The sequence below is a fragment of the Cellulophaga sp. F20128 genome, assembly GCF_023015805.1.
In the GTDB taxonomy this organism is placed as follows: domain Bacteria; phylum Bacteroidota; class Bacteroidia; order Flavobacteriales; family Flavobacteriaceae; genus Cellulophaga.
In genome coordinates this window covers 1-21,317 of record NZ_JALKBA010000029.1, presented here as the reverse complement: position 1 = coordinate 21,317, position 21,317 = coordinate 1, and the positions used below count along the sequence as shown (strand labels likewise).

Below are 21,317 nucleotides of genomic sequence, written 5' to 3'. Positions count from 1 at the left end.
AACTGAGTTATCAAAAGCACACTTACTTTTTAAAATTAAATTCAAGGATTTTACGATAAGTAGTTAACCTTAAATCTCCATAGGCTATCTTGTGATGAATCTGCTCTTCGAAGTTTGCAACTTCGAAGTAGAATAGACAATCCAAGTATTAAAATATGTTTGGAAGCTTTAACTCTTTTATTCATTTTTTTCATGCTGAAAAAACGAACCAAAAAAATCTAGGAATTACGTTTTTCAACAACGTAGGTCTTTGTCAACTTATCATATAAGTTTTGATTTTTATCATCCCAAAGAATCCAGATGATAGGGATAATTAAATAACTCAACATTCCCTTTAAAAATTCGCGAATAGCGCCATCAGTTGCTTTAGTGTAATCTTCACCCGTTTCTGACGAAATTACTTTTAAGCCAAACATACGATGACCCAAATTACCGGTAAATACAGGGTAAAAGACAGCCCCTGCCAATAGGCTAAAAATTGCTGTAAGGCCAACACCAATAGGACTAGAACCACCACCAAGAAATTCTCGAAACGAAGAACTATGATATATGGTATAGGGCGTGATAATAAAAATGAAATAAATAATAGCTTCCGTAAAGGTGGCTAAAAAACGGGTACCCTTTGATGCTAACCGGTAGCCATATACTAGAGACCGATCTTCAATGGGCTGCTTGTTGCTTTGGAGTAAGTCTTCTACGTTAATTTCAAGGGCATCACAAATTAGAATTAGGGTTTTTCCGCGGGGTTCACTTTCACTGTTTTCAATACGCTGAATGGTTCTTAAGTTTACTTTTGCCAATTCTGCTAGTTCCTCTTGCGTTAGCCCTTTTGCTTTTCTGCTCTCGCTAATTTGCTGTCCTAGTATACTCATTTATTTTTGGTTTTTGGTTTTCTCAAAGTTAGGCATGTAGCTCGGTAATGATAGCGGTTTCTTTACGGCATTTCTACGGCATTTTCAAAAAACTCAAATGTCGTATTCCATTTTCTAAGGGTTTGGGTGAAGTCAAATATGGAATTCAGTCATTAAGTACATCAATTTTGAATTAGTACTGGATCATACTGATAATGGCGTCAACACTGTTTTCACTTTCCTATATGCTAAATTAAAACAAATTAAGGTTTCATCTGCTTTGCTCTTCGAAGTTTACAACTTCGAAGTAGAATAAACAATCCAAGTATTAAAATATGTTTGGAAGCTTTAACTCTTTTACCAAGATATACTTTTTAAAAAAGTTTCATCTTTGGTAGTATCTCCTATTACCGGATTATCTGCAAGCGTAATATCTAAAATTCCGTCCCCTTCAACATAATTTGAAGCACTAGAATATAAATAATGAGATGCTTTAACGACCACACCTGACCTAACTGGATTTAAATGAATATAATCTAACTTTGACCAGAGAAACTTTCCTGAAAAAATTTCTTCTGGATGATTTCCATATTTCCAAAATTGGTAGTGTTTGTTTCTAGAATGCGTTTTAGTTGCATCCTTAAAGCGTTCCAACATCCATTCTCTTCTGCTTTCTGGTTCTTGTTTAATAGATTCTAGAACCTTTTTTGAATTAAACTTTTTAAAATCTGCAATTAAAGATGACAATTCTCCATTTGTACTTTGCATGATTATATGTATATGATTGCTCATTATCACAAAACCATAAACTATCATTCCTTTTTTTCTTATACAAAACGATAGGCTCTCTATTATAATATCTTTATAGCGTTTTCTAGTAAATACATCTATCCAATCTACAACTGTAAACGTTAAAAAATGTGGTTTGGATTGGTCTCGTATTTTGTATCCATCTGTATTAAACATATTTAAATATAACAAAAATATGATATGCTCTTCATTACGCTCTGCAAAGTTTGCAACTTTGAAGCAACAATAAATCTCTACATTCTCTTATACGGTACGAAGTTAAAAACTTCGCACAGCTGTTGCAAAAACTGGCGCAATAAAAAAACACTACCAAAAATCGCAGTGCTATCTTTCAAAAACTTTTGCTTACTACAATATGCTACGAAGTTGCAAACTTCGCAGAGCTGGTTAGCTATGCACTATACTCTTTGTTACCAGCGTTTATTTTTTCTAATATTTTGTTTCTTATAATACTATTTGTTGGGATCTCTTTGAAGAATTTATCGTGAGTATAGAGATCAGGTCTTAGTAATATCTCTTCAGACACTACTTCATAGATGATGTCGATAACCTCATTCGTGAACTCTGATCCTTTTTCACTATGAATTCTATCCTTCTCTTTGATTTTGTCCGATTGAGAAATATCCTGTTGATCTATTTCAAAAAAAGCTCTTTCGAAAAGGTGTTTAGTCCCACTAACAATGTGGAATATTGCACGAGAAACAAATGCTTCTTTTTCTGGAACGACTTCCTTTTTCCTTTTCTTTTTTTGAATCTCTTTTTTTTGTTCTAAGAGAGGTTTGTATAATTTGTGAAGACGAATTAATTCAGATGCATTAATAATCATCTCATCAAAAATCTGATCATACAAATCAGCGAATACTTTGGATTTACTGTTTTTTGCTTCCGAGGCTAATTCAAGGTGATAAGCCATAAACAATTGCCCTAAAATTTCATTGTTGTAAACTTTGTCTTTGGGCTCGTCAGAATGTTGATTTGGTTTTCGTTCATAATGTAAACCAAGTGTTACAAACTCCTCTTCTAGTTTTCTTTGAATTAGATCGTTTGAATGTAAATCTCGACTTCCAACTGGGATTTGATTATTAGAAGTCTCACTAATTTTATCGCTTAAAGGGTTGTCCTTTTTTGCTTCACAAATTCTTACGAGTAATTCAATGGAGTTTAATTTGTCTGGACTAGCTTTATATACTTCAAAAAGTGAATGTGAAGTTTGACCTCCATTGATTATCTGAAAATTCTTAAGTTCAGCCAAAGGAGAACGGGTATTAGGAGCATAATCTACATTTTCACAGAGTATTGTTATACCATTATTCAAATAAAAGAATTGAAAATTATTTTCATCGCTTGCAGATTCAATGATGGCTTTATTTACTCTATGTTTGGGCTTATAAACCCGTACATTTTCGTTAAATGCTTCTTCGTTTATTTCTTTGTCATTAAGTTTGATAAGGTCTATGAGGTCGGTAGCAGCTACGGATCCTATTATTGACTTAATATTACCATCTGATTTTTCGAAATGCTGCTTATCAATGAATCTAATTTGTCCATCTATTTGTTTGGATTTATCAGCCAATATAATCGTAACCAAGTCCTCTTGATCGAGATAAATTGGCTCATCAACTATTCTATATTTTTCTACAGCGTTTTTCAGTTTCAATTTCGAACTGTCTACTGGATGAAGTTTATTCGAGATTACATGAATCTTAAATTCAATTTTTCCTGAACTGGCAAGGTTTCTTATTTCTTGATACTTTTCCCACACAGCACCGTTGATAGTCTGTTCATCTAAGTTTCCACTAATAATCAAATCAGTGGTTAATATAAATTGGTCAAGATCAGTTCCTGGGTAGTTTTTCTGAGAGAGTTCAAATCTATCCGTGTATTTAAAAGTCAACAAGTGAATAGTTCTATCAGAAATATAAATAGCATCAATTTCGCCATCCATAGAACCATCAGTGATTGTTTCTTCTAGTTCTTCATCCGTAAGTTTAAATAAGGTTCTTAAACATAGATAAGTAAATGCTGTTCCTTTATTTGCTGTACTTTCTTCAGTAAATATTTTCTCAACCTTCTGATTGATTACACTGAAACTGGCTAAATTGCTCATAGTTTTTTAATTGCTGATAACGGTTAGTATATGGCAAGTAGGGCAGTAGAAAGCGATAAACTTTCAGATTTGCTCTGAGCCACATTTTTATATCTTGTTTTTAACTTATTCATCTTAAAAGCCAAATTAAAAATTTGGCGGTGTTTCTAAATAGTACTGACCTTTCTTAAACCACTAAACGCCCTATTTGCTATATACAGTGTTAGCACCTGGCTTTCTTATTTTTCTATCTATCAAAGCCAAATATTTCATCCCAGATTGGTCAGTTATATTTTCAGCACGTTCAATTTGTAATGCTGAATAGACTGCATTTGCAAATGCTGGTAATCCTCCAATTACTGCACCTGTAGTTCCCGCTTGTGCCATCCCAATCATTGCTCCTGAAATTCCACAGACTGTTCCAAAAAAGACATTGCCTAATTTACTCTCTCCCATTTTTGCACTTAGTTCCCCTTTCCTAAAATCAAGTTCTTTTATTGTTTCATTAAACAAAGGTGTGTCTTCATCAAGATTCGGGTCGAGAGCAATCAGTTCAACTCTATTTTTAAACGTATTTAATAAATCAGAATGTTTGTCTTTAAATTTTCTAAGTTGTTTTAAATCTATTTTTTCAGGAAAGGGGATTAGTTCTCTTAAAATTATTTCCCTTTTTATTTGCTCTTTCTTTTGAATTTTCTGAACTTTTTTTGAGTTACTTGCAACCGAAAACCGTTTTATTTGTTTGTCTGTAGTTGGAAGATAATTTAATTTTCCTCCGATTACAGAGGCGAGGTAAGTCATTAAGTCATTCGCTGTTCTTTGCTCAACAATGTACCATTCATAATTTTCCCTCCTTGCAAGACCACAATCTTCTAATCGATTAAATATTTCGCTATCGAATTTGTTTACGTGAATTCTTGGCCCGTTTAGACGAAATTTATTTTTATTTATTCTTCCAAAATTACCTTTACGAAATGATTTTCTTCTAAGTTTTAACTTGAATTCTTTACTGTCAACATAATCAATAAAAGGCTCTGCTAATTCCCAAGGTCTTTCTAATACTTCCATTGGATTTATAGGGATAACTAATTCGTGACGAACTAAGTCCCTCATAAAAGGTTCATAATTATCAGGCTCATAAAAGTAATTTTGAGGAACAATTGATCCAATTGTATCATAATACAATAATGTTCTTGCTGTCCAGTTTGTCCTTGGAATATTTATATATGGATAGTAAAGTAAATTGTTCATTCTTGGATTATTTTGCTTGGTGCTAACATAGGTATATCTGTATGTCTACTGTTATCCCTGTTTTAAAACAATCCACCTTCACCCAAGCCTTGTCAGGCATAGGGGGAATGCAATTGTTCTTTACTAATCGTTTGTGGGGGGAGGTATTCTTGTTGCTGTACCCCTAGAAACCGTTTCTCCGGCTTGCTAAGGGCATACAACTACATTTAGAGGAACAACTTCCTTATAGGGCGTTATCCATAATCTCTTGTACTACTTCTGGGTTTAGTAGTGTGCTAATATCACCCAAATTACTGGTGTCCTTAGACGCTATTTTACGCAATATACGACGCATAATTTTACCAGATCTCGTTTTTGGCAAGCCAGAAACAAACTGTATTTTATCCAATTTGGCAATGGGGCCTATATGTTCTGTAATCTGCTGGTTTATTTCCTTGCTTAAATTTTCACGGTCTCTACTTTCACCCGTTTCTTTTAGAATCACATAACCATACAACGCATTTCCTTTAACGTCATGCGGGAAGCCTACAATAGCAGATTCTGCCACCGCTGGGTGTTCGTTTATCGCATCTTCTATAGGTGCCGTTCCTAGGTTGTGTCCAGATACGATAATGACATCATCTACCCTACCCGTAATTCTGTAATAGCCTACGCCATCTCTAAGCGCACCATCTCCCGTAAAGTATTTGTCTTTATAGGCAGAGAAATAGGTGTCGCGGTAGCGTTCGTGGTTGCCCCAAATGGTTCTCGCAATAGACGGCCATGGGAATTTAATACACAAACGTCCTTCTACTTGGTTGCCTTTTAGTTCTTGTCCGTTTTCATCCATCAATGCCGGTTGTATGCCTATAAAAGGCAAGGTCGCATAGGTGGGTGTGGTTGGCGTTACATACGGAATAGGGGAAATCATAATTCCACCAGTTTCCGTTTGCCACCAAGTATCTACAATAGGGCTATTGCTCTTCCCTACATTGTTGTTGTACCAATGCCAAGCCTCTTCGTTGATAGGCTCTCCTACAGAACCCAATACTTTTAAGGAAGACAAGTCGTGCTTTTCTACAAACTCTAAATTCTCTTTCGCCAAGGCACGGATAGCGGTTGGTGCCGTATAAAACTGGGTCACCTTATGTTTTTCTACTACTTCCCAAAAACGACCGTAATCTGGGTACGAAGGCACGCCTTCAAACATCACCGTGGTAGCGCCATTGGCCAAGGGGCCGTAAACAATATAGGAGTGACCGGTAATCCAACCAATATCTGCTGTACACCAGTACACATCATCTTCTTTGTATTGAAATATATTTTTAAAGGTATAGGCGGTATACACCATATACCCAGCACAGGTATGTACCATCCCCTTTGGTTTACCGGTAGACCCTGAGGTATACAAAATAAACAAAGGATCTTCAGCATCCATTACCTCAGCTCTAAGTTCGCCACTGGCTGCATCCAATAAGGGCTGCATGTATTTGTCGCGCCCCTCTTTCATTTCTATAGGTGCGTTGGTACGCCTGGTTACCAAGACCGTTTGTACACCCGGACAGTCTTCTAAAGCCGCATCTACAATGCCTTTTAAATCGATGGATTTTGTTCCACGAAACGAGCCGTCTGAGGTCAGTACTATTTTACAATCCGAATCATTAATTCGGGAGGCTATAGCTTGTGAAGAAAAGCCTGCAAAAATTACAGAGTGTATGGCTCCTATACGGGCACATGCCAATAAAGCAACAGCCAATTCTGGAATCATAGGCAGGTAAATACACACCCGGTCTCCTTTTCTAACGCCTTGGTCTTTGAGCACATTGGCCATTTTACAAACGCGTTCATGCAATTCATTATAGGTAATATGCTGTGCTTCCTCTTTGGGGTCATTGGGCTCAAAAAGGATGGCTGTTTTATCGCCTCTTGTAGCCAAGTGACGGTCTATACAGTTTTCTGTGATATTCAACTTGGCATTTTCGAACCATTTTACTTCCGGTTTTGAAAAATCCCAACTCAGCACATTATCCCATTTTTTACGCCATAAAAAATGCTCTTCGGCAATTTCTTCCCAAAAACCTTCTGGGTTTCGCACGGATTTACGGTAAACCTGAAAATATTCTTCTAAATGCTTTATGTGATAATTACTCATATGTATTGTTACTTAATTCCTTATTTATTAATGATCTACGGCATCGCCAGCTCCACTTGGGATACGGATACTTTCTACAATTTCTTGTACGTCTTCCGGTGGGTCTGGTGTAAATTTACTAACTGTAATGGATACTACAAAATTTACGAGCATGGCTGCGGTTCCAAACCCTTCAGGGGAAATTCCAAACCACCAATCGGCTTCCGTTCCTCCACCAAACCAAGCGAATTTAAATTTTAACATGTAGAATAACATGACGGCTATACCTACTACCATCCCAGCAATAGCACCTTCTTTATTCATTTTCTTATAAAAAATCCCCATGATAATGGCCGGAAAAAAGGAGGCTGCTGCCAAGCCAAAGGCCAAGGCCACCGTTGCGGCGACAAAATCGGGCGGATTAATACCAAAATACCCTGCAACACAAACAGCAACTACAGCGGACAAACGTGCCGCAATTAATTCGCCTTTGTCTGAGATGTCTGGTTTTAATTGTTTTTTAATTAAATCATGTGATATGGAAGTAGAAATTACCAATAGCAATCCGGCTGCGGTAGACAAGGCTGCTGCCAAGCCCCCTGCCGCCACTAAGGCAATGACCCAATTGGGTAAATTTGCAATCTCAGGATTTGCCAGTACCATAATATCTGGATCTACCGTTAATTCGTTCTTAGCCTTATCGGCTACATATTGTATTTTTCCATCTCCGTTTTTATCGTCGAATACGATTAAACCTGTAGTTTCCCATTTGGTAAACCAAGCCGGCATGCCACCGTATTCTTTTCCACTTACCGTTTCAATTAAATTGGTCCGTGCAAATACTGAAATAGCAGGGGCTGTTGTATATAAAATGGCGATAAAAAACAAGGCGTACCCAGCAGATTTACGGGCATCCCTTACCTTAGGAACCGTAAAAAAACGAACAATTACATGGGGTAATCCTGCGGTACCTACCATTAAGGCAGCGGTGATACAAAAGATATCGATAACCGATTTAGAACCGTCTGTATATTTATGAAATCCCAAGTCTGTAGACAAGCCATCTAACTTATCTAACAAAGAAACGCCTTCGCCTACTACATCACTCCCCATTCCCAATTGTGGAATTGGGTTTCCTGTCATTTGTATCGATATAAAAATAGCAGGGACCATAAAAGCAAAAATAAGCACACAATACTGTGCTACTTGTGTATAGGTAATCCCTTTCATACCACCTAGTACGGCATAGAACAAAACAATGACCATCCCAATAAGGACACCCAAATTAATATCGACTTCTAAAAAGCGTGAAAAAACCAGGCCTACCCCTCGCATTTGTCCCGCTACATAGGTAAACGAAACCAAGAGGGCGCAAATGATTGCCACGGTTCTGGCGGTATTGGAATAATACCGATCTCCAATAAAATCGGGTACTGTAAACTTGCCAAATTTTCGCAAATAGGGAGCTAATAATAGTGCCAAGAGCACATAGCCGCCTGTCCACCCCATAAGGTATACGGAGCCATCGTGACCGCCAAAGGAGATTAACCCTGCCATTCCTAAAAAGGAAGCTGCAGACATCCAATCTGCCGCAGTAGCCAGTCCGTTTGCCAAGGGAGAAACGCCTCCACCGGCTACATAAAATTCTTTGGTTGAGCCTGCCCTAGCCCATATTGCAATGCCTATATATAGCGCAAAAGTAATCCCTACAATAATATACGTCCATACTTGTACTGTCATAACTTTCTAATGGGTTTGGTTGGTTTTGGGGCTTTGATTATTCATCAAACCCGTATTTTTTATCGAGCTTGTTCATAAGACGAACATAGACGAAAATAAGAATTACAAAAACAAAAATAGAGCCTTGTTGCGCAAACCAGAAGCCTAGTTTAAAACCGCCCAACTGAATACTGTCTAAAGCCTCCTTGCCTAAAATTCCGAAGCCAAAAGAGACCAAAAACCAAATGCTTAATAGAATGGCTAAATAAATAAGGTTTTCCCTCCAATAGGCCGTTTTTTTTGTCTGATTCTCCATATTTTAGTTTAAAATTTTAAATATAGGAAAACTTAGAAAGAATCTGTTTAATTCTGTTTAAAAAATACCTTTAAACTCAACTAAATAAATCTTTGTGACATGTGAAACACAAAAAAGAGAAAATTTGCTTTTTTAATACAGGGCTTCATAGTTTAAAACCACCAACAGAATCCTTCTGTTTACCGAGTGAAAATAATCGATACAATAGGCACCATTTACACATTGGTTAAGAATATGGTCTTCCCCATAGCCAATAGCGTATAGGATATTTTTAGAAGGCACCCCTTTGTCAATTAAATAAGCTTTTATAGCATCTGCTCGCCCTTGTGACACCTTAAAATTAGAAGAAGAACCTCCTTTACTATCGGTATGGGATTCTATTTTAAGATTAAATTCTGGGAATTTTTTAATGATAGCCACGGCCTTATCCAACTCCGTTTTTATTTCGGGAGTTAGTAGGGAGCTTTTTGTTCTAAACACAAATTTCCCTAGGTTTAGCACCTTTTTGTCTTCGCGTTCCACTACAAAGTCGTCCACAAAATCCAAGTACAAATTGGTATCCTTAGCGTCCTTAAGATCTGCCGCTATAAAATAAGTTTTGTACAAGGCGTATTTTTCCTTGTTGGCAATCAGCGTAATTTTTTCTTGCCAAGGCACCTCTATGGTATAGGAACCGTTTTCTGAAGATTCTAGCTCTTTCAGTATTTTATTTTCTTCGCCAAACACTTTAATGTTTACACCACCAATCACTACACCGGTATTGGGGTTTATAGTCCTACCTTCTAAAACGATGGTATTGAGTTTTGGTTTTTCGGCCAGTTTAAAGCCGTAAATATCGTCTTTTCCTTTACCGCCTTCCCTATTGGAAGAAAAATAGCCTTCTAACCCTGTTTTGCCGTCGTTTCTAACGATAAACCCAAAATCATCTGCCGTAGAGTTTATCCCGGGACCTAGGTTAATAGGCACCCCCGCAGAACGGTCGTCCCTTAGGTTAGATTTATAAATATCCATCCCGCCATGTCCATAAAAAACATCCGAAGAAAAGTAGAGTCCGCCTTCAAAAATATAGGGTGCAATTTCATTCCCCGGTGTATTTATCTGAGGTCCCATATTAATAGGTGCAGACATAATCTGCCCTTGGTTGGTACTCACATAATAAATATCGGTTCCGCCATAGCTATCCTCAAAATTAGCGGCAAAATACAAACGTTGCGATTTTGAGTCGTAATACGGATAATAAAAGGAGGTACTTAAATTCTTTAGGATAAAATTAAACTTCCCATCAGGGTCTACCCTACCAATAGATAAGGCATTTTTCCCTGTAGCATCAAAGAGCATTTCCCCATCTTTTTCATTAGAAAGTACATAAAATATTTTATCGAGCTCCGCCGAATAATGCGGTGTTGCCTCGTGGAATTCACCTTTGGGAATCCCCGTAAATGAATTTACGTTTAACACTTGGCCCGTAAGATCTACTTTACCCACAACGATATTTAAATAGGGATTTTTGAGGTTTTTATCCTTCTTCCTTTTCCCATCACTCCTGCCGCTGGTAAACAATAATTTATCCTGATAAAAAGAAGGTGAGAAATCGGCTTCTGAACTGTTTTCTTCCAGATTAAAAACGTGATAATCTAGGAGAGCAGCATCTTTTTTATTTAAAATATCGAAATTAAATTTAGCATTTTCTAACCAAGAAGACTCCAACAAGATAGAATCGTTCTTTAAAAAATGGTTCATTGCAGCTACGCCTTCATTTTCTGCCAAACTGCGCAACATCTTATTAAAGTGATAGGGTGTAATAATAGATTCGCTATCTAACACCAAACGGTACACTTCCCATGCCATGGGGTAATTGGCTGTATTAAAATAGGATTCTGCCAAATTTAAATATTGCTGATTTGTCAATATCTCTTGGGTTCTTCCCTTTTCGTATTCTTGTATGGCTTGCGTATAATTATATCCAAAGAAAAAACGATCCCCAGCCGTTTTTACATCTTGTGCAAAAACAGTGAAAACCATTATATTTAAAAACAAAAAACAAAGCTTAATTTTCATAGCGTGTATTGTTAAAAGAATCTTGGGGTATCTATTTGTTTCGGTTTATTTTTATTGTTTTTCGGATTTTTTCTTTTTGAGTCTCCACCAGATCGCCCTAAATAAAACTTAAGAATCACTTCATGTGAGCCATCATTATAGGATTGAAATGCATTTGTAGAATAGTCGTAAGAATACCCTAAAAACATAGTATTTGAGATTTGAAAACCGGCTAGCGCACTTACGGCATTATCCAACCTGTAGGAAGCGCCCACCGTAAAAATATCGCGGATTAAAAAATTAGTAGACAAATTTACATTTATCGGAGATTTGTCGATATAGTTGATTAGGAAGGCCGGTTTAAATTTTACCTGCTCTCCAAGGTCAAACACATAGCCACCAATAAAATTAAATTGTGATTTATCTTCTTCTACCACGGCTACCTCATCATTGTACAAGGTACTTGTTAATAGGTTAGGAACCGAAAGCCCCAGGTACCAGTTTTCTGCATAGAGAAAAGTACCAGCGCCAATGATGGGATAAAATTCATTGATTTGATTTTCACCAATAGCGGGTTCATTCTCAAATTCAAAATCGCCCTTGCTAAAATCTACATCCAATAAGGACCCACCTGCATTAATTCCAAAAGACCATTTTACATCTTCGGATACTTTTACTTGATAGGAATAGGCGATATTAAAAATAGTCTGATTTACAGGGCCTATCTCATCGACCACCGCATTAAATCCTAGGCCTGTTTTTTCATTAGCAAAGGGTAAGTTTACACCAAACCGAATAGTTTTAGGAGCCCCGGGAACATTGATCCATTGCGACCTGTACAAACTCATAATCTCTGGAGATGCGACACTCCCCACATAGGCAGGGTTAAAACTACCAATATTATACATGTATTGAGTGTATTGCGGTTCTTTTTGAGCAAAACTAGAAAGGCAGCTCAATAGCAGCACACTACTACACAACAATTTTATATATATGGGGAACTTTTTGTTTCTCAATTGTATCATCTTATGATTTGAATCCATCCTTTTTTAACCTCAGAACCATCAGCCAAATCTAACACATAAAAATAGGTTCCATTTGGTAAATCTTCATTCTTCCATGTTCCGTCCCAGCTATTGTTATAATTTGTCCGTTTATACACTTCACTTCCATATCTATTAAAAATAGATATTTTATTGTTGGGATAATTTTCAATGCAATTAATTCTTAATTTATCATTGACGCCATCACCATTGGGTGAAAACTGATTAAACAAGAACCCACATTCTGCCGTTGTTCTTGGCGATACCGTAACCATTACAGTAGCTTCATTATTGGTCGTATTAAAATCATCTATGGGATACGAATCTGTAAGGGTAGCCGTATTCTCATAATCCCCTTCTTCTAAGATCATGGCAACAATTTCTAGGGTATACTCTTCCATTCCTAATATTTCATCGACCTCCCAAACACCAGTAACTGGGTTGTAGGTACCTACAGAAGCAGTATGGGTAATATATTGAAAACCACTAGCATCTTCAATAAGGTCTTCTACCACCACATCGGTCACCAAACCATCGGTTTCATTGGTCAAGGTAATGGTAAACACAATTTGCTCTCCTACAACAACCACCCTCTTATCTACCTCTTTAGCAATAGCCAAATCTATTTCTTGAATACCTATGGTTAGTGCACTACTATTATTGGCTGCATTGTTATCCATTGGAAAGCTATCCGTAATGGTAGCCGTATTCACATGGGTTCCTTCATCCAGTACCAAGGCCGTAATTTCAAGGGTTTGTACTTCTGCTGCTAGCATCTCAGGAATATCCCATACACCGGTAGTATCACCATAGGTTCCTGTGGTAACGGTATGCGATATATATTCAAAACCTATGGTTGCAATTATAAGGTCCTCAATAACAATATCAATAACCCTGTCTTGGGTAAGGTTTGTTACCGTAATAGTAAAAACAACCTCTTCTCCTGTAAATACTTCACTTTTATCAGCCGTTTTTACCACTGATAAATCAATATCATCAGGATCACAGGCCGGGGTTAAATTGGGATCACAAGCATCTAAAGGATCTGTATTGTTCGCTATTTCATCACCATCGGTAATTCCGTCACCATCGGTATCACAAACACCCTTGGTATTGTCTGGTACACAAGGATCTGTATTGGCTGGATCTTTTTGATCTACCACATCATCACCATCTGAATCTAAAATATTGGAATCCAAGGCATCAATAATACCATCCCCATCCTCATCTAAAGGGGCGTTTAAATCGCCACCTACCTCATCAAAATCATTAATACCATCCCCATCTGTATCGGCAACATTGGGGTCTGTACCAATATTGACCTCATCAGGATCTTCTAGTCCGTCTCCGTCTGTATCTATAATACAGCTTAGGACAGTTATAGTAATTGTGGTTGTTTCTGCTACACAAGGAGCATCAAACCCAGTTGTAGTATACGTAAATTGATAATTTCCTGAAGGCTGTCCTTCAAATTCTACCGTATTTGCATTGGTAATTGCAATAGTACTGCCAGTGGGTTGGGTGGTAATAGACCAACCTCCGGTTCCTTCTCCTGTTAATTGATCCTCTAAATTGATAAGTGTTGTTCTACCATTCCCGGACAAACTACAGGCATCTGCATCCATACCTACCCCAGAGGAAGGCTGAATGTGTATTGTAGCCACAACCTCTATTCGGTCTGAAGCACAAGTATTGGCAATAGCGGATACAAAATAAGAGGTAGTCGTAGACAATACTGGAGTTTCAAAATTCTCTCCGGTGTATACTAAATTACCTCCAACAGCCGCATCATACCACTCTAAATTACCATCACTAGGTGTCGCCGATAAGGATACCGTACCCGTACCACAAATTGCATTTTCTACGATATTGGATATAGTTGGACTTAAATTTTGAACAATATTGATGACTACAGGCGGACTGGTACAATTGTTTGCTGCATCTAGAAAGAAACCATAAAATTCACCCGGAAACCCAATTTCCGAACTGGATAAATAGGAATTTTCATTCAATAAATCAGCACTTAAACTCCAAGTCAACACCATCCCAGAAGGTGGTGCATCTCGCACATACTTATCCAAGTCTTGTGAAAATGAATCACAAAAAATAGTGGGCACTGAGGTATCTAACAGCGGTGCATTCCCAGCATTTGAACAAACAGGCTCATTGTCTTTAATTACAATAGAGGCTTCTGCATTAATTGGATTTATGGTATAACTATTTCCATTGAGTATTAAGGTTACAACGATGGTTTCATCGCCCTCTATAAAATTATCATCTACAATTCCGTTTACATTTAGGGTAACCTCTGTACCTAAAAAAGGTATGGTTACTTGTCCTGAAAGTGTACTATAATCATCCGGTGAATTGGCGGTTCCAGAAACCGTATATCGCACTACCAAGGGCGCCAAGGACGCTACATTTCGAGCCACAATAAAACTACCAGGCACAGAGCCAGCTTCGGCTGCATTCTGGTTTTCTTTAATGGCAACTTCCGGTTGTGCATACGCAGAAAGTCCAAAAAATAAGAAGATCACAAAGAAGCACAACAACATGTGCTTTTTAGAAAAATGGGAACTATCTGATTCTTTAATTTTCATTGTAAATAGAACTAACGTTACTAAAAATAAAATGCTTACAATAAGCGTATTGCAATATTAACCAAAAAGAAACGCCTCCCTAAACATAATCGACAAAAAACGATATTCCTCCCCCACTGACCTATAGCTGGTACCGCGTAGGTTGGTATTGAAATTTTACGGTTATTGCAAAAGGGCTGAAGTAGTTTCTGATTCTTTATTAATTTTTTTCACCAATCCTTGTAAAACTTTTCCAGGACCTACCTCGGTAAATAAAAGCGCACCATCGGCAACCATATTTTGCACACTTTGGGTCCATTTTACAGGTGCCGTTAATTGCGAAATAAGGTTCTTTTTAATTTCCGCTGCTTGGGTAACTGCAGTGGTTGGTACATTTTGATAGATAGGGCAAATGGGCTCGCTAAAAACCGTATTCTCAATAGCCGCAGCCAATTCTTCTCTTGCAGGTTCCATTAAAGGCGAATGAAAAGCACCACCAACAGGTAATAACAAAGCTCTTCTTGCTCCTGCTTCTTTTAATTTTTCACAGGCAGCATTTACGGCATCAACATCACCGGAAATAACCAGTTGTCCCGGGCAGTTATAATTTGCCGCCACAACCACACCTTCTGTTTCTTTACATATTTTTTCTACAACCTCATCTTCCAAACCTAAAACCGCTGCCATAGTACTAGATTGCACTTCACAAGCCTTTTGCATAGCCAAAGCCCGTTTAGACACCAACCGTAAACCGTCTTCAAAAGTAAGGGTACCATTGGCTACCAAAGCAGAAAATTCTCCTAAAGAATGGCCGGCAACCATATCTGGTTTAAAGGCATCTCCCATCACTTTACTCATGATCACAGAATGCAAAAATATTGCAGGTTGTGTAACCTTGGTTTGTTTTAAGTCTTCAGGAGTCCCTTCAAACATAATGTCTGTAATAGGAAAACCAAGGATAACATTGGCTTTTTCAAAGAGTTCTTGAGCCAAAGGGTATTTCTCGTAAAGATCCAAACCCATTCCTACAAATTGAGCTCCTTGCCCAGGAAAAATATATGCATTCATCTTTTTTCAGTTTTAGTATTTAGCAAAAATAAGCAAACTTCCCTAGAGTGCATATCGGTTTACTAAAGTTTATTCGTCCTTAAACCAACTGGAATAGGTAACATAATTATCGGCGATCCTATCTATCTCTCCCTTGCTTAGGTCTTCACTAATATCCTTTATTTTTTTGGCGGGCATTCCGGCATACACCGTTCCAGATGGGATATGAGTTCCCTTGGTAACGACAGCTCCAGCAGCTACAATACTATTACTTTCCACAATACAATCGTCCATAATAATACTCCCCATCCCAACCAAAACATTGTCTTTTATAGTACAACCATGAACAATGGCATTGTGCCCAATAGATACATTATTGCCAATGGTAGTAGGCGATTTTTTGTAGGTGCAGTGTATTACAGCACCATCTTGAACATTCACCTTATTTCCCATTTTTATAAAATGTACATCGCCGCGCAATACCGCATTAAACCATACGCTACACTGGTCTCCCATTTCTACCTCCCCTACAATGGTTGCATTTTCTGCTATAAAACAGTCCTTTCCAATTTTGGGCGACTTGCCATTTACTGCTTTTATGATCATATTCTTTATGTTAGTGTTTTTATAATTAAGATTCAAAATAGGCCAGCAGTTCTTTCTTTCTGGATGCTGACACCATTAATTCTTTGCCATTGTGCAATACCACACTACCCCCTTTTCCCTTTTTATATTTGGCGATGGCATTTACATTCACCAAAAACGATTTATGAATGCGTGCAAACGGAAAGGCAGTCATAGCTTCTTCAAAATATTTCAGGGTTTTACTCACTAGAATTTTTTTGTTTTCTAAGTAAATTTCCGTGTAGTTATCATCGGCCTTACAATATAAAATATCGGCGACATCCAAGACCTGAAAACCATCTTGCTGTGGTAGGGTTATTTTACCGTCTACCTTATTAGACTTGGGGGTAAGCACCCGATCTGACAGTACATTTTCTTTGGCCCTAATTTCACTTACATAAGCCACAGCCTTAATGAGTTCATCAATATTAATAGGCTTCATAAGGTAATAGGCCGCATGATTATTAAGCGCATCCATAGCGTATTGATTGTAGGCCGTCACAAAAATGGTTTCAAAAGTTCTATCGGGCAATTGATCTAGCAAATCGAACGCATTGCCAAAGGGCATTTCTACATCTAAAAAAATAACATCGGGCTGTTGTTTCTCAATTAGTGCCAACCCTTCTTTTATGGAAGCCGCAGCGCCTACCACTTGCACGGATGGGCAATATTTAAGGAGATAATTGCTTAAAATTTCCCTGCTATTGGCCTCATCTTCAACTATTATTGCCTTTAATTTCATACTTCTTTTTTTAACGTCAGAATAACCTTGGTACCCGTTTCATCCTCATACAAATCTTCTACCAGCACCCTTACCTTGTCTTTGTACATATCGTTTAAAATAGCCACCCTCTTGGTAATATTACCCATGCCTTGGGAACGTTGTTTTTTCTGATTCTGCGTTTTTAGCGCAGCCGATTTTTTTCTTCCAATCCCGTTGTCTTCCACAATAATTTCAATGGTTTCCTGATCTTTTTGCCTTAGGCTGATGTTTAAAAAACCCTTTTCCTCTTTGTAGCGCAACCCATGCCAAATGGCATTTTCGATATAGGGCTGCAACAACATGGGCGGAATTTGAAAGGCATCTACATCTATCGTATCTGCCGTTGTTATGGTATAACTAAACTTATCTGGAAAACGGGAATGTTCTAATTTTACATATAAGGCTAAAAGTTCTAACTCCTTAGAAAGGGAAATAAAATCTTCTTCCGAATTTTCTAATACCGCTCGCATTAAGGTAGAAAATTCACTTAAAAACCGATTGGCACTGCGTTCATCATTCTTAGAGATGTAATTGTTGACAGAATTTAAGGCGTTGAAAATAAAATGCGGATTCATCTGTGACCGCAAAGATTTTAACGCTAACAAATTATTGGCTAGTTTTTGCTGTTTATTACTTCGGTAAAAAAAGAAAGAGGCCAACCCAAATAACAACATCCCAAATATTAAGGCATAAATTAATAATTGCTGCTTTTTTGTAGTTGCTGTAAACAAATCTTCTTTGGTTTTTGCCAAATTGTATTTACTATCAGATAATTCTTTGTCTTTTTCTAAGCCCGTAATCCTATTTTGTTTGGCTGCAATTTCCTTACTCAACCGTTCTGCCCGCGCTATTTCTTGTTCTTTGCGCGCATATAAGGTATCGGCTACATCAGCATAAGCCCTATACACTTCTAATGCCTTGGTGAATTCGCCTTTAAACTCATGTACTTCTGATAATTTTCTTGTCGCATCTTTACGCACCACCAAATCGTCATCTGTTTTTGCGTCAGCAATACTTTTTTCTAAATAGGGAATGGCCTCCTCATATTTTCCCTGTACAATTAAGGTATTGGCAATCTTATAATTTATACCTTGGCTGGTGATGGAGTTTAATTGGGCAGGTTCTGCAGTTTCACTCTTTTTTTTGGACGAAGCTTTTAAGAGGTCTAATTGTTCTAAACTTTTCTTGCGAAGTGCTATCTCCTTATCGTACAAATTGTTTTGACTGTAAAAATCTGCCGCTCTTTCTTTTACCTCCAATGATTTCTGAGGGGCTTCTTTAGCTGCAGCTTCTAAGGAGCTATCAAAAAAGACTTGTGCCTCTTCCTCCATTTCATCAGCCGCATAGGCTTCGGCCAACTTGGTGCTTAAATCTGTTATTTTAGGAGCTACCGTTTCTTGTTTGGCTAATTGCAAGCCGCTCTTGTAATTAACCACAGCCTTATTGGCATCTTGCAATCCTTTGTAGGCATCTCCTAAACCTTCATAAATCTGAATTTTTTGGTAAACACCTACCTTTTTAGCTGCGACTAGTTCTTGAAATGTTTTTTCTGCGTTTGTATATTCTTTATTTAGAATGTAGGCATTTCCCAATAAAATTTGAGTCGCAATAGCGGGTTCTGCCTGCAAAGATTCTTTATAATTATCAATGGCAAGGTCATATTGCTTGTGGTACTCATAGATTTCTCCCAAAGCGGAAAATGATTGGGCACGTTCTTTATTGTCTCCCCTAGTATTTAATTGCTCTAAGGAAATCCGGATATAGTCAATACTCTTCCCCAAGTCCTTTTTCTTAAACTGATGGGCAGAATCTAAATAGGCCTTATACAAGGTGTTTTTATTGGCTAATGTGCTTCTCGTTGCTGATTGCAACGCATCGTCTTCCACAAGCACATCTACATCTTCATTGTTGGTAATCCGGTGTTGAACGGTTTCAAATTCTGAACTCTCAAACAGCAGCTCATCACCAATCCTTACTTTTATCTTGTATTTTCCAAAGGCATTGGTACGCGCATATTCGCCGCTTGAAGTAGAAAGCTGCACTCCAGAAATAGGCATATCCTTTGCTTTGTTTTTTACCACACCTTTAATCTCAAACTTTTCTTGTTGGTTAATTTGAGAAAATGCACTAACACAGCTCAGCAGCACTATCAATAGTATGAATTTTTTAAAGCCCATGTTTATAATTAGATATGGTAAACTTAGTTGTTTTATCTCATTCTAGAAAATTACAAAACACCCTAATTACAGCAAAGAACTACTGTTTTTACTCCCTAACAAAGTGAATAGGTTTGTTTACTCACCCAAAGGATCCGTTTACTCATTGCTCTTTTTTTCAGAAAAACATTGCCCATACTTTTATCCTGTAACAAATAAAACATAGAACGATGAAAAATTTAAAACAAATCAGTATCGGGTTACTTTCTCTACTAGTAACGAGCGCTTTTAGCTGCGAACTAAAACCAATACAACAAGCAAATAACACGGTGCTTACACAGGCCAAAATGCCCAGTGAAACAGCGGCTAAAAATGTGGTAAAAATTGCCCTGTTATTAGATACCAGCAATAGTATGGATGGCTTAATAAATCAAGCAAAATCACAACTGTGGGATATTGTAAACAAGTTTAGCTATGTAAAATGCGGTACAGACGCTAGGCCCGATTTACAGATTGCCATCTACGAATACGGAAATAGTAATTTATCTTCTAAGGAAGGGTATATCCGACAGGTCATCGATTTTAGCAGCGATTTGGATGAAATCTCTGAGCAACTATTTTCCTTGACCACCAGTGGCGGAGAAGAGTATTGTGGTGAAGTGATACATACTTCCCTACAGCAATTAGATTGGGGTAAAAACCCAGACAACCTGAAACTAATTTTTATTGCGGGTAACGAACCCTTTACCCAAGGGAAATTGAGTTATAAGGATGCCGTGACCAATGCCAAGGAAAAGGACATCGTTGTAAACACTATTTACTGTGGTAACTACCAACAAGGGGTAGCTACCGAATGGAAGAACGGCGCCAAATTAACAGGTGGAGAATACATTGCTATTGACCACAACAAACAAGTTGTACAGATAGACACCCCTTATGATGAAATCATTATAAGGCTAAACGGCAAACTAAACAAAACCTATGTTTCTTATGGGAATTTAGGGGCTTCTAAAATGCAATTGCAATCTGTTCAGGATGAAAAAGCGGCTGAAATGGAAGAAGCTGTAATGGTAAAAAGAGCAGTAAGCAAAAGTTCTAGGCTCTATTCTAATTCCTCTTGGGATCTAGTAGATGCCTCAAAAGCCGATGATTTTGATGTTGCCAAAATTAAGAAAGAACAGTTACCAAAAGAACTACAGCACAAATCGAAAACGGAGATTGAAGCCTATATAAAAACCAAAAAAGACGAACGTATAGCGATACAGCAAGAAATTCAAGAATTAAATACAAAGCGGGAAGCCTTTATCACTAAAAACCAAAAAGAAAGTAGTAAAGGAGAATTGGAAAACGCAATGTTGTCTGCAATTCAAAAGCAGGCCTTACAGAAAAATTATACTTGGGATTAAGGTTGGTTGATGGTTGATGGTTGATGGTTGATGGTTGAAAATAAAAATTTAATCATTAACCCAACCTGATTCCTAATAAAAAGTTGATTATTGTAGGTGGGGTTTTGGTTCCGTTTATTCTTTACACGCTGTATTTTGATGCAACCAATGATTGTCAGTTCGAGTGCTATTGAAGAATGAAATAGTGTATCGAGAACCTTTTGAACACATTGACTTCATAATACTAATTATTTTTCCACTACTGCTCCAAAATAATTCACTCGAAGTGACAGTAGAACTATAATTTGAAATCGTACAAAGTAGTCAGTTCGAGTGTTTTTGTGTAATAAAATGAAACGAAAAATGTATCGAGAACCAATTGAAACTAAAAGGTCTTCTCTTTCTTTTTCCATCGATGAAAAAGAAACAAAAAATCTAGACTGATAAAACCAAAGCTAAACTTCTCTTTCGGTTTCTAAATAATCGCTGACTTCTTCAAATTGCATTTGAATTCATCACAAGACGGATTATTTTTAACGA

15 protein-coding genes are annotated in these 21,317 nt (G+C 37.5%); 1 reads left to right on the top strand and 14 read right to left on the bottom strand.

From position 1 onward, the window contains the following. Positions 1-218: 218 nt before the first annotated feature. The 14 genes from MWU65_RS16830 to MWU65_RS16765 form a co-directional block, all read right to left on the bottom strand. Positions 219-872, bottom strand: a complete 654-nt coding sequence (locus tag MWU65_RS16830; protein WP_247079849.1) for a helix-turn-helix transcriptional regulator — start codon at positions 870-872, stop codon at positions 219-221. A gap of 336 nt (positions 873-1,208) precedes the next feature. Continuing rightward, positions 1,209-1,817, bottom strand: coding sequence for a transposase (locus MWU65_RS16825; RefSeq protein WP_247079848.1), 609 nt, complete (start codon positions 1,815-1,817; stop codon positions 1,209-1,211). A 235-nt stretch (positions 1,818-2,052) separates the two neighbouring features. Then, on the bottom strand, positions 2,053-3,768 hold the full coding sequence (locus MWU65_RS16820) for an AIPR family protein (RefSeq protein WP_247079847.1): 1,716 nt from the start codon (positions 3,766-3,768) through the stop codon (positions 2,053-2,055). A gap of 183 nt (positions 3,769-3,951) precedes the next feature. Further along, positions 3,952-4,998 (bottom strand): kinase, encoded by a 1,047-nt coding sequence (locus tag MWU65_RS16815; RefSeq protein WP_247079846.1) that lies wholly within the window; start codon positions 4,996-4,998, stop codon positions 3,952-3,954. A 223-nt stretch (positions 4,999-5,221) separates the two neighbouring features. Next, on the bottom strand, positions 5,222-7,129 hold the full coding sequence (gene acs, locus MWU65_RS16810; RefSeq protein WP_247079845.1) for an acetate--CoA ligase: 1,908 nt from the start codon (positions 7,127-7,129) through the stop codon (positions 5,222-5,224). A gap of 27 nt (positions 7,130-7,156) precedes the next feature. Beyond that, positions 7,157-8,848 carry a sodium:solute symporter family protein gene (locus MWU65_RS16805; RefSeq protein WP_247079844.1) on the bottom strand — a complete coding sequence of 564 codons (1,692 nt, stop codon included), beginning with the start codon at positions 8,846-8,848 and terminating at the stop codon, positions 7,157-7,159. 37 nt (positions 8,849-8,885) lie between these two features. Then, positions 8,886-9,143, bottom strand: coding sequence for a DUF4212 domain-containing protein (locus tag MWU65_RS16800; RefSeq protein WP_247079843.1), 258 nt, complete (start codon positions 9,141-9,143; stop codon positions 8,886-8,888). Positions 9,144-9,275: 132 nt separating this feature from the next. Continuing rightward, entirely contained in the window at positions 9,276-11,201 is a 1,926-nt protein-coding gene (locus MWU65_RS16795) for an OmpA family protein (protein WP_247079842.1), read from the bottom strand. Positions 11,202-11,212: 11 nt separating this feature from the next. Continuing rightward, positions 11,213-12,205 (bottom strand): type IX secretion system membrane protein PorP/SprF, encoded by a 993-nt coding sequence (locus MWU65_RS16790; protein WP_247079850.1) that lies wholly within the window; start codon positions 12,203-12,205, stop codon positions 11,213-11,215. Continuing rightward, complete coding sequence (locus tag MWU65_RS16785) at positions 12,202-14,823, bottom strand: gliding motility-associated C-terminal domain-containing protein (protein WP_247079841.1); 2,622 nt, start codon at positions 14,821-14,823, stop codon at positions 12,202-12,204. Before MWU65_RS16785 ends, MWU65_RS16790 begins: the two co-directional genes overlap by 4 nt. 162 nt (positions 14,824-14,985) lie before the next feature. Then, complete coding sequence (gene fabD / locus MWU65_RS16780; RefSeq protein WP_247079840.1) at positions 14,986-15,870, bottom strand: ACP S-malonyltransferase; 885 nt, start codon at positions 15,868-15,870, stop codon at positions 14,986-14,988. 69 nt (positions 15,871-15,939) lie between these two features. Beyond that, the gene (locus tag MWU65_RS16775) at positions 15,940-16,455 is read right to left on the bottom strand and encodes a gamma carbonic anhydrase family protein (RefSeq protein WP_247079839.1); all 516 of its coding nucleotides are present in this window, start codon (positions 16,453-16,455) and stop codon (positions 15,940-15,942) included. 25 nt (positions 16,456-16,480) lie between these two features. Further along, positions 16,481-17,215 (bottom strand): LytTR family DNA-binding domain-containing protein, encoded by a 735-nt coding sequence (locus tag MWU65_RS16770; protein ID WP_247079838.1) that lies wholly within the window; start codon positions 17,213-17,215, stop codon positions 16,481-16,483. Beyond that, positions 17,212-19,413 (bottom strand): histidine kinase, encoded by a 2,202-nt coding sequence (locus MWU65_RS16765; protein ID WP_247079837.1) that lies wholly within the window; start codon positions 19,411-19,413, stop codon positions 17,212-17,214. Before MWU65_RS16765 ends, MWU65_RS16770 begins: the two co-directional genes overlap by 4 nt. Before the next feature lie 209 nt (positions 19,414-19,622). Here MWU65_RS16765 and MWU65_RS16760 point away from each other — a divergent pair, with 209 nt between their 5' ends. Then, on the top strand, positions 19,623-20,798 hold the full coding sequence (locus MWU65_RS16760; protein ID WP_247079836.1) for a vWA domain-containing protein: 1,176 nt from the start codon (positions 19,623-19,625) through the stop codon (positions 20,796-20,798). Positions 20,799-21,317: the final 519 nt, after the last annotated feature.

Bases quoted from the DNA above. Each gene is read 5' to 3' on its own strand.
- MWU65_RS16830 (WP_247079849.1), bottom strand. From the start codon at position 872: ATGAGTATACTAGGACAGCAAATTAGCGAGAGCAGAAAAGCAAAAGGG.
- MWU65_RS16825 (WP_247079848.1), bottom strand. From the start codon at position 1,817: ATGTTTAATACAGATGGATACAAAATACGAGACCAATCCAAACCACAT.
- MWU65_RS16820 (WP_247079847.1), bottom strand. From the start codon at position 3,768: ATGAGCAATTTAGCCAGTTTCAGTGTAATCAATCAGAAGGTTGAGAAA.
- MWU65_RS16815 (WP_247079846.1), bottom strand. From the start codon at position 4,998: ATGAACAATTTACTTTACTATCCATATATAAATATTCCAAGGACAAAC.
- acs (WP_247079845.1), bottom strand. From the start codon at position 7,129: ATGAGTAATTATCACATAAAGCATTTAGAAGAATATTTTCAGGTTTAC.
- MWU65_RS16805 (WP_247079844.1), bottom strand. From the start codon at position 8,848: ATGACAGTACAAGTATGGACGTATATTATTGTAGGGATTACTTTTGCG.
- MWU65_RS16800 (WP_247079843.1), bottom strand. From the start codon at position 9,143: ATGGAGAATCAGACAAAAAAAACGGCCTATTGGAGGGAAAACCTTATT.
- MWU65_RS16795 (WP_247079842.1), bottom strand. From the start codon at position 11,201: ATGAAAATTAAGCTTTGTTTTTTGTTTTTAAATATAATGGTTTTCACT.
- MWU65_RS16790 (WP_247079850.1), bottom strand. From the start codon at position 12,205: ATGATACAATTGAGAAACAAAAAGTTCCCCATATATATAAAATTGTTG.
- MWU65_RS16785 (WP_247079841.1), bottom strand. From the start codon at position 14,823: ATGAAAATTAAAGAATCAGATAGTTCCCATTTTTCTAAAAAGCACATG.
- fabD (WP_247079840.1), bottom strand. From the start codon at position 15,870: ATGAATGCATATATTTTTCCTGGGCAAGGAGCTCAATTTGTAGGAATG.
- MWU65_RS16775 (WP_247079839.1), bottom strand. From the start codon at position 16,455: ATGATCATAAAAGCAGTAAATGGCAAGTCGCCCAAAATTGGAAAGGAC.
- MWU65_RS16770 (WP_247079838.1), bottom strand. From the start codon at position 17,215: ATGAAATTAAAGGCAATAATAGTTGAAGATGAGGCCAATAGCAGGGAA.
- MWU65_RS16765 (WP_247079837.1), bottom strand. From the start codon at position 19,413: ATGGGCTTTAAAAAATTCATACTATTGATAGTGCTGCTGAGCTGTGTT.
- MWU65_RS16760 (WP_247079836.1), top strand. From the start codon at position 19,623: ATGAAAAATTTAAAACAAATCAGTATCGGGTTACTTTCTCTACTAGTA.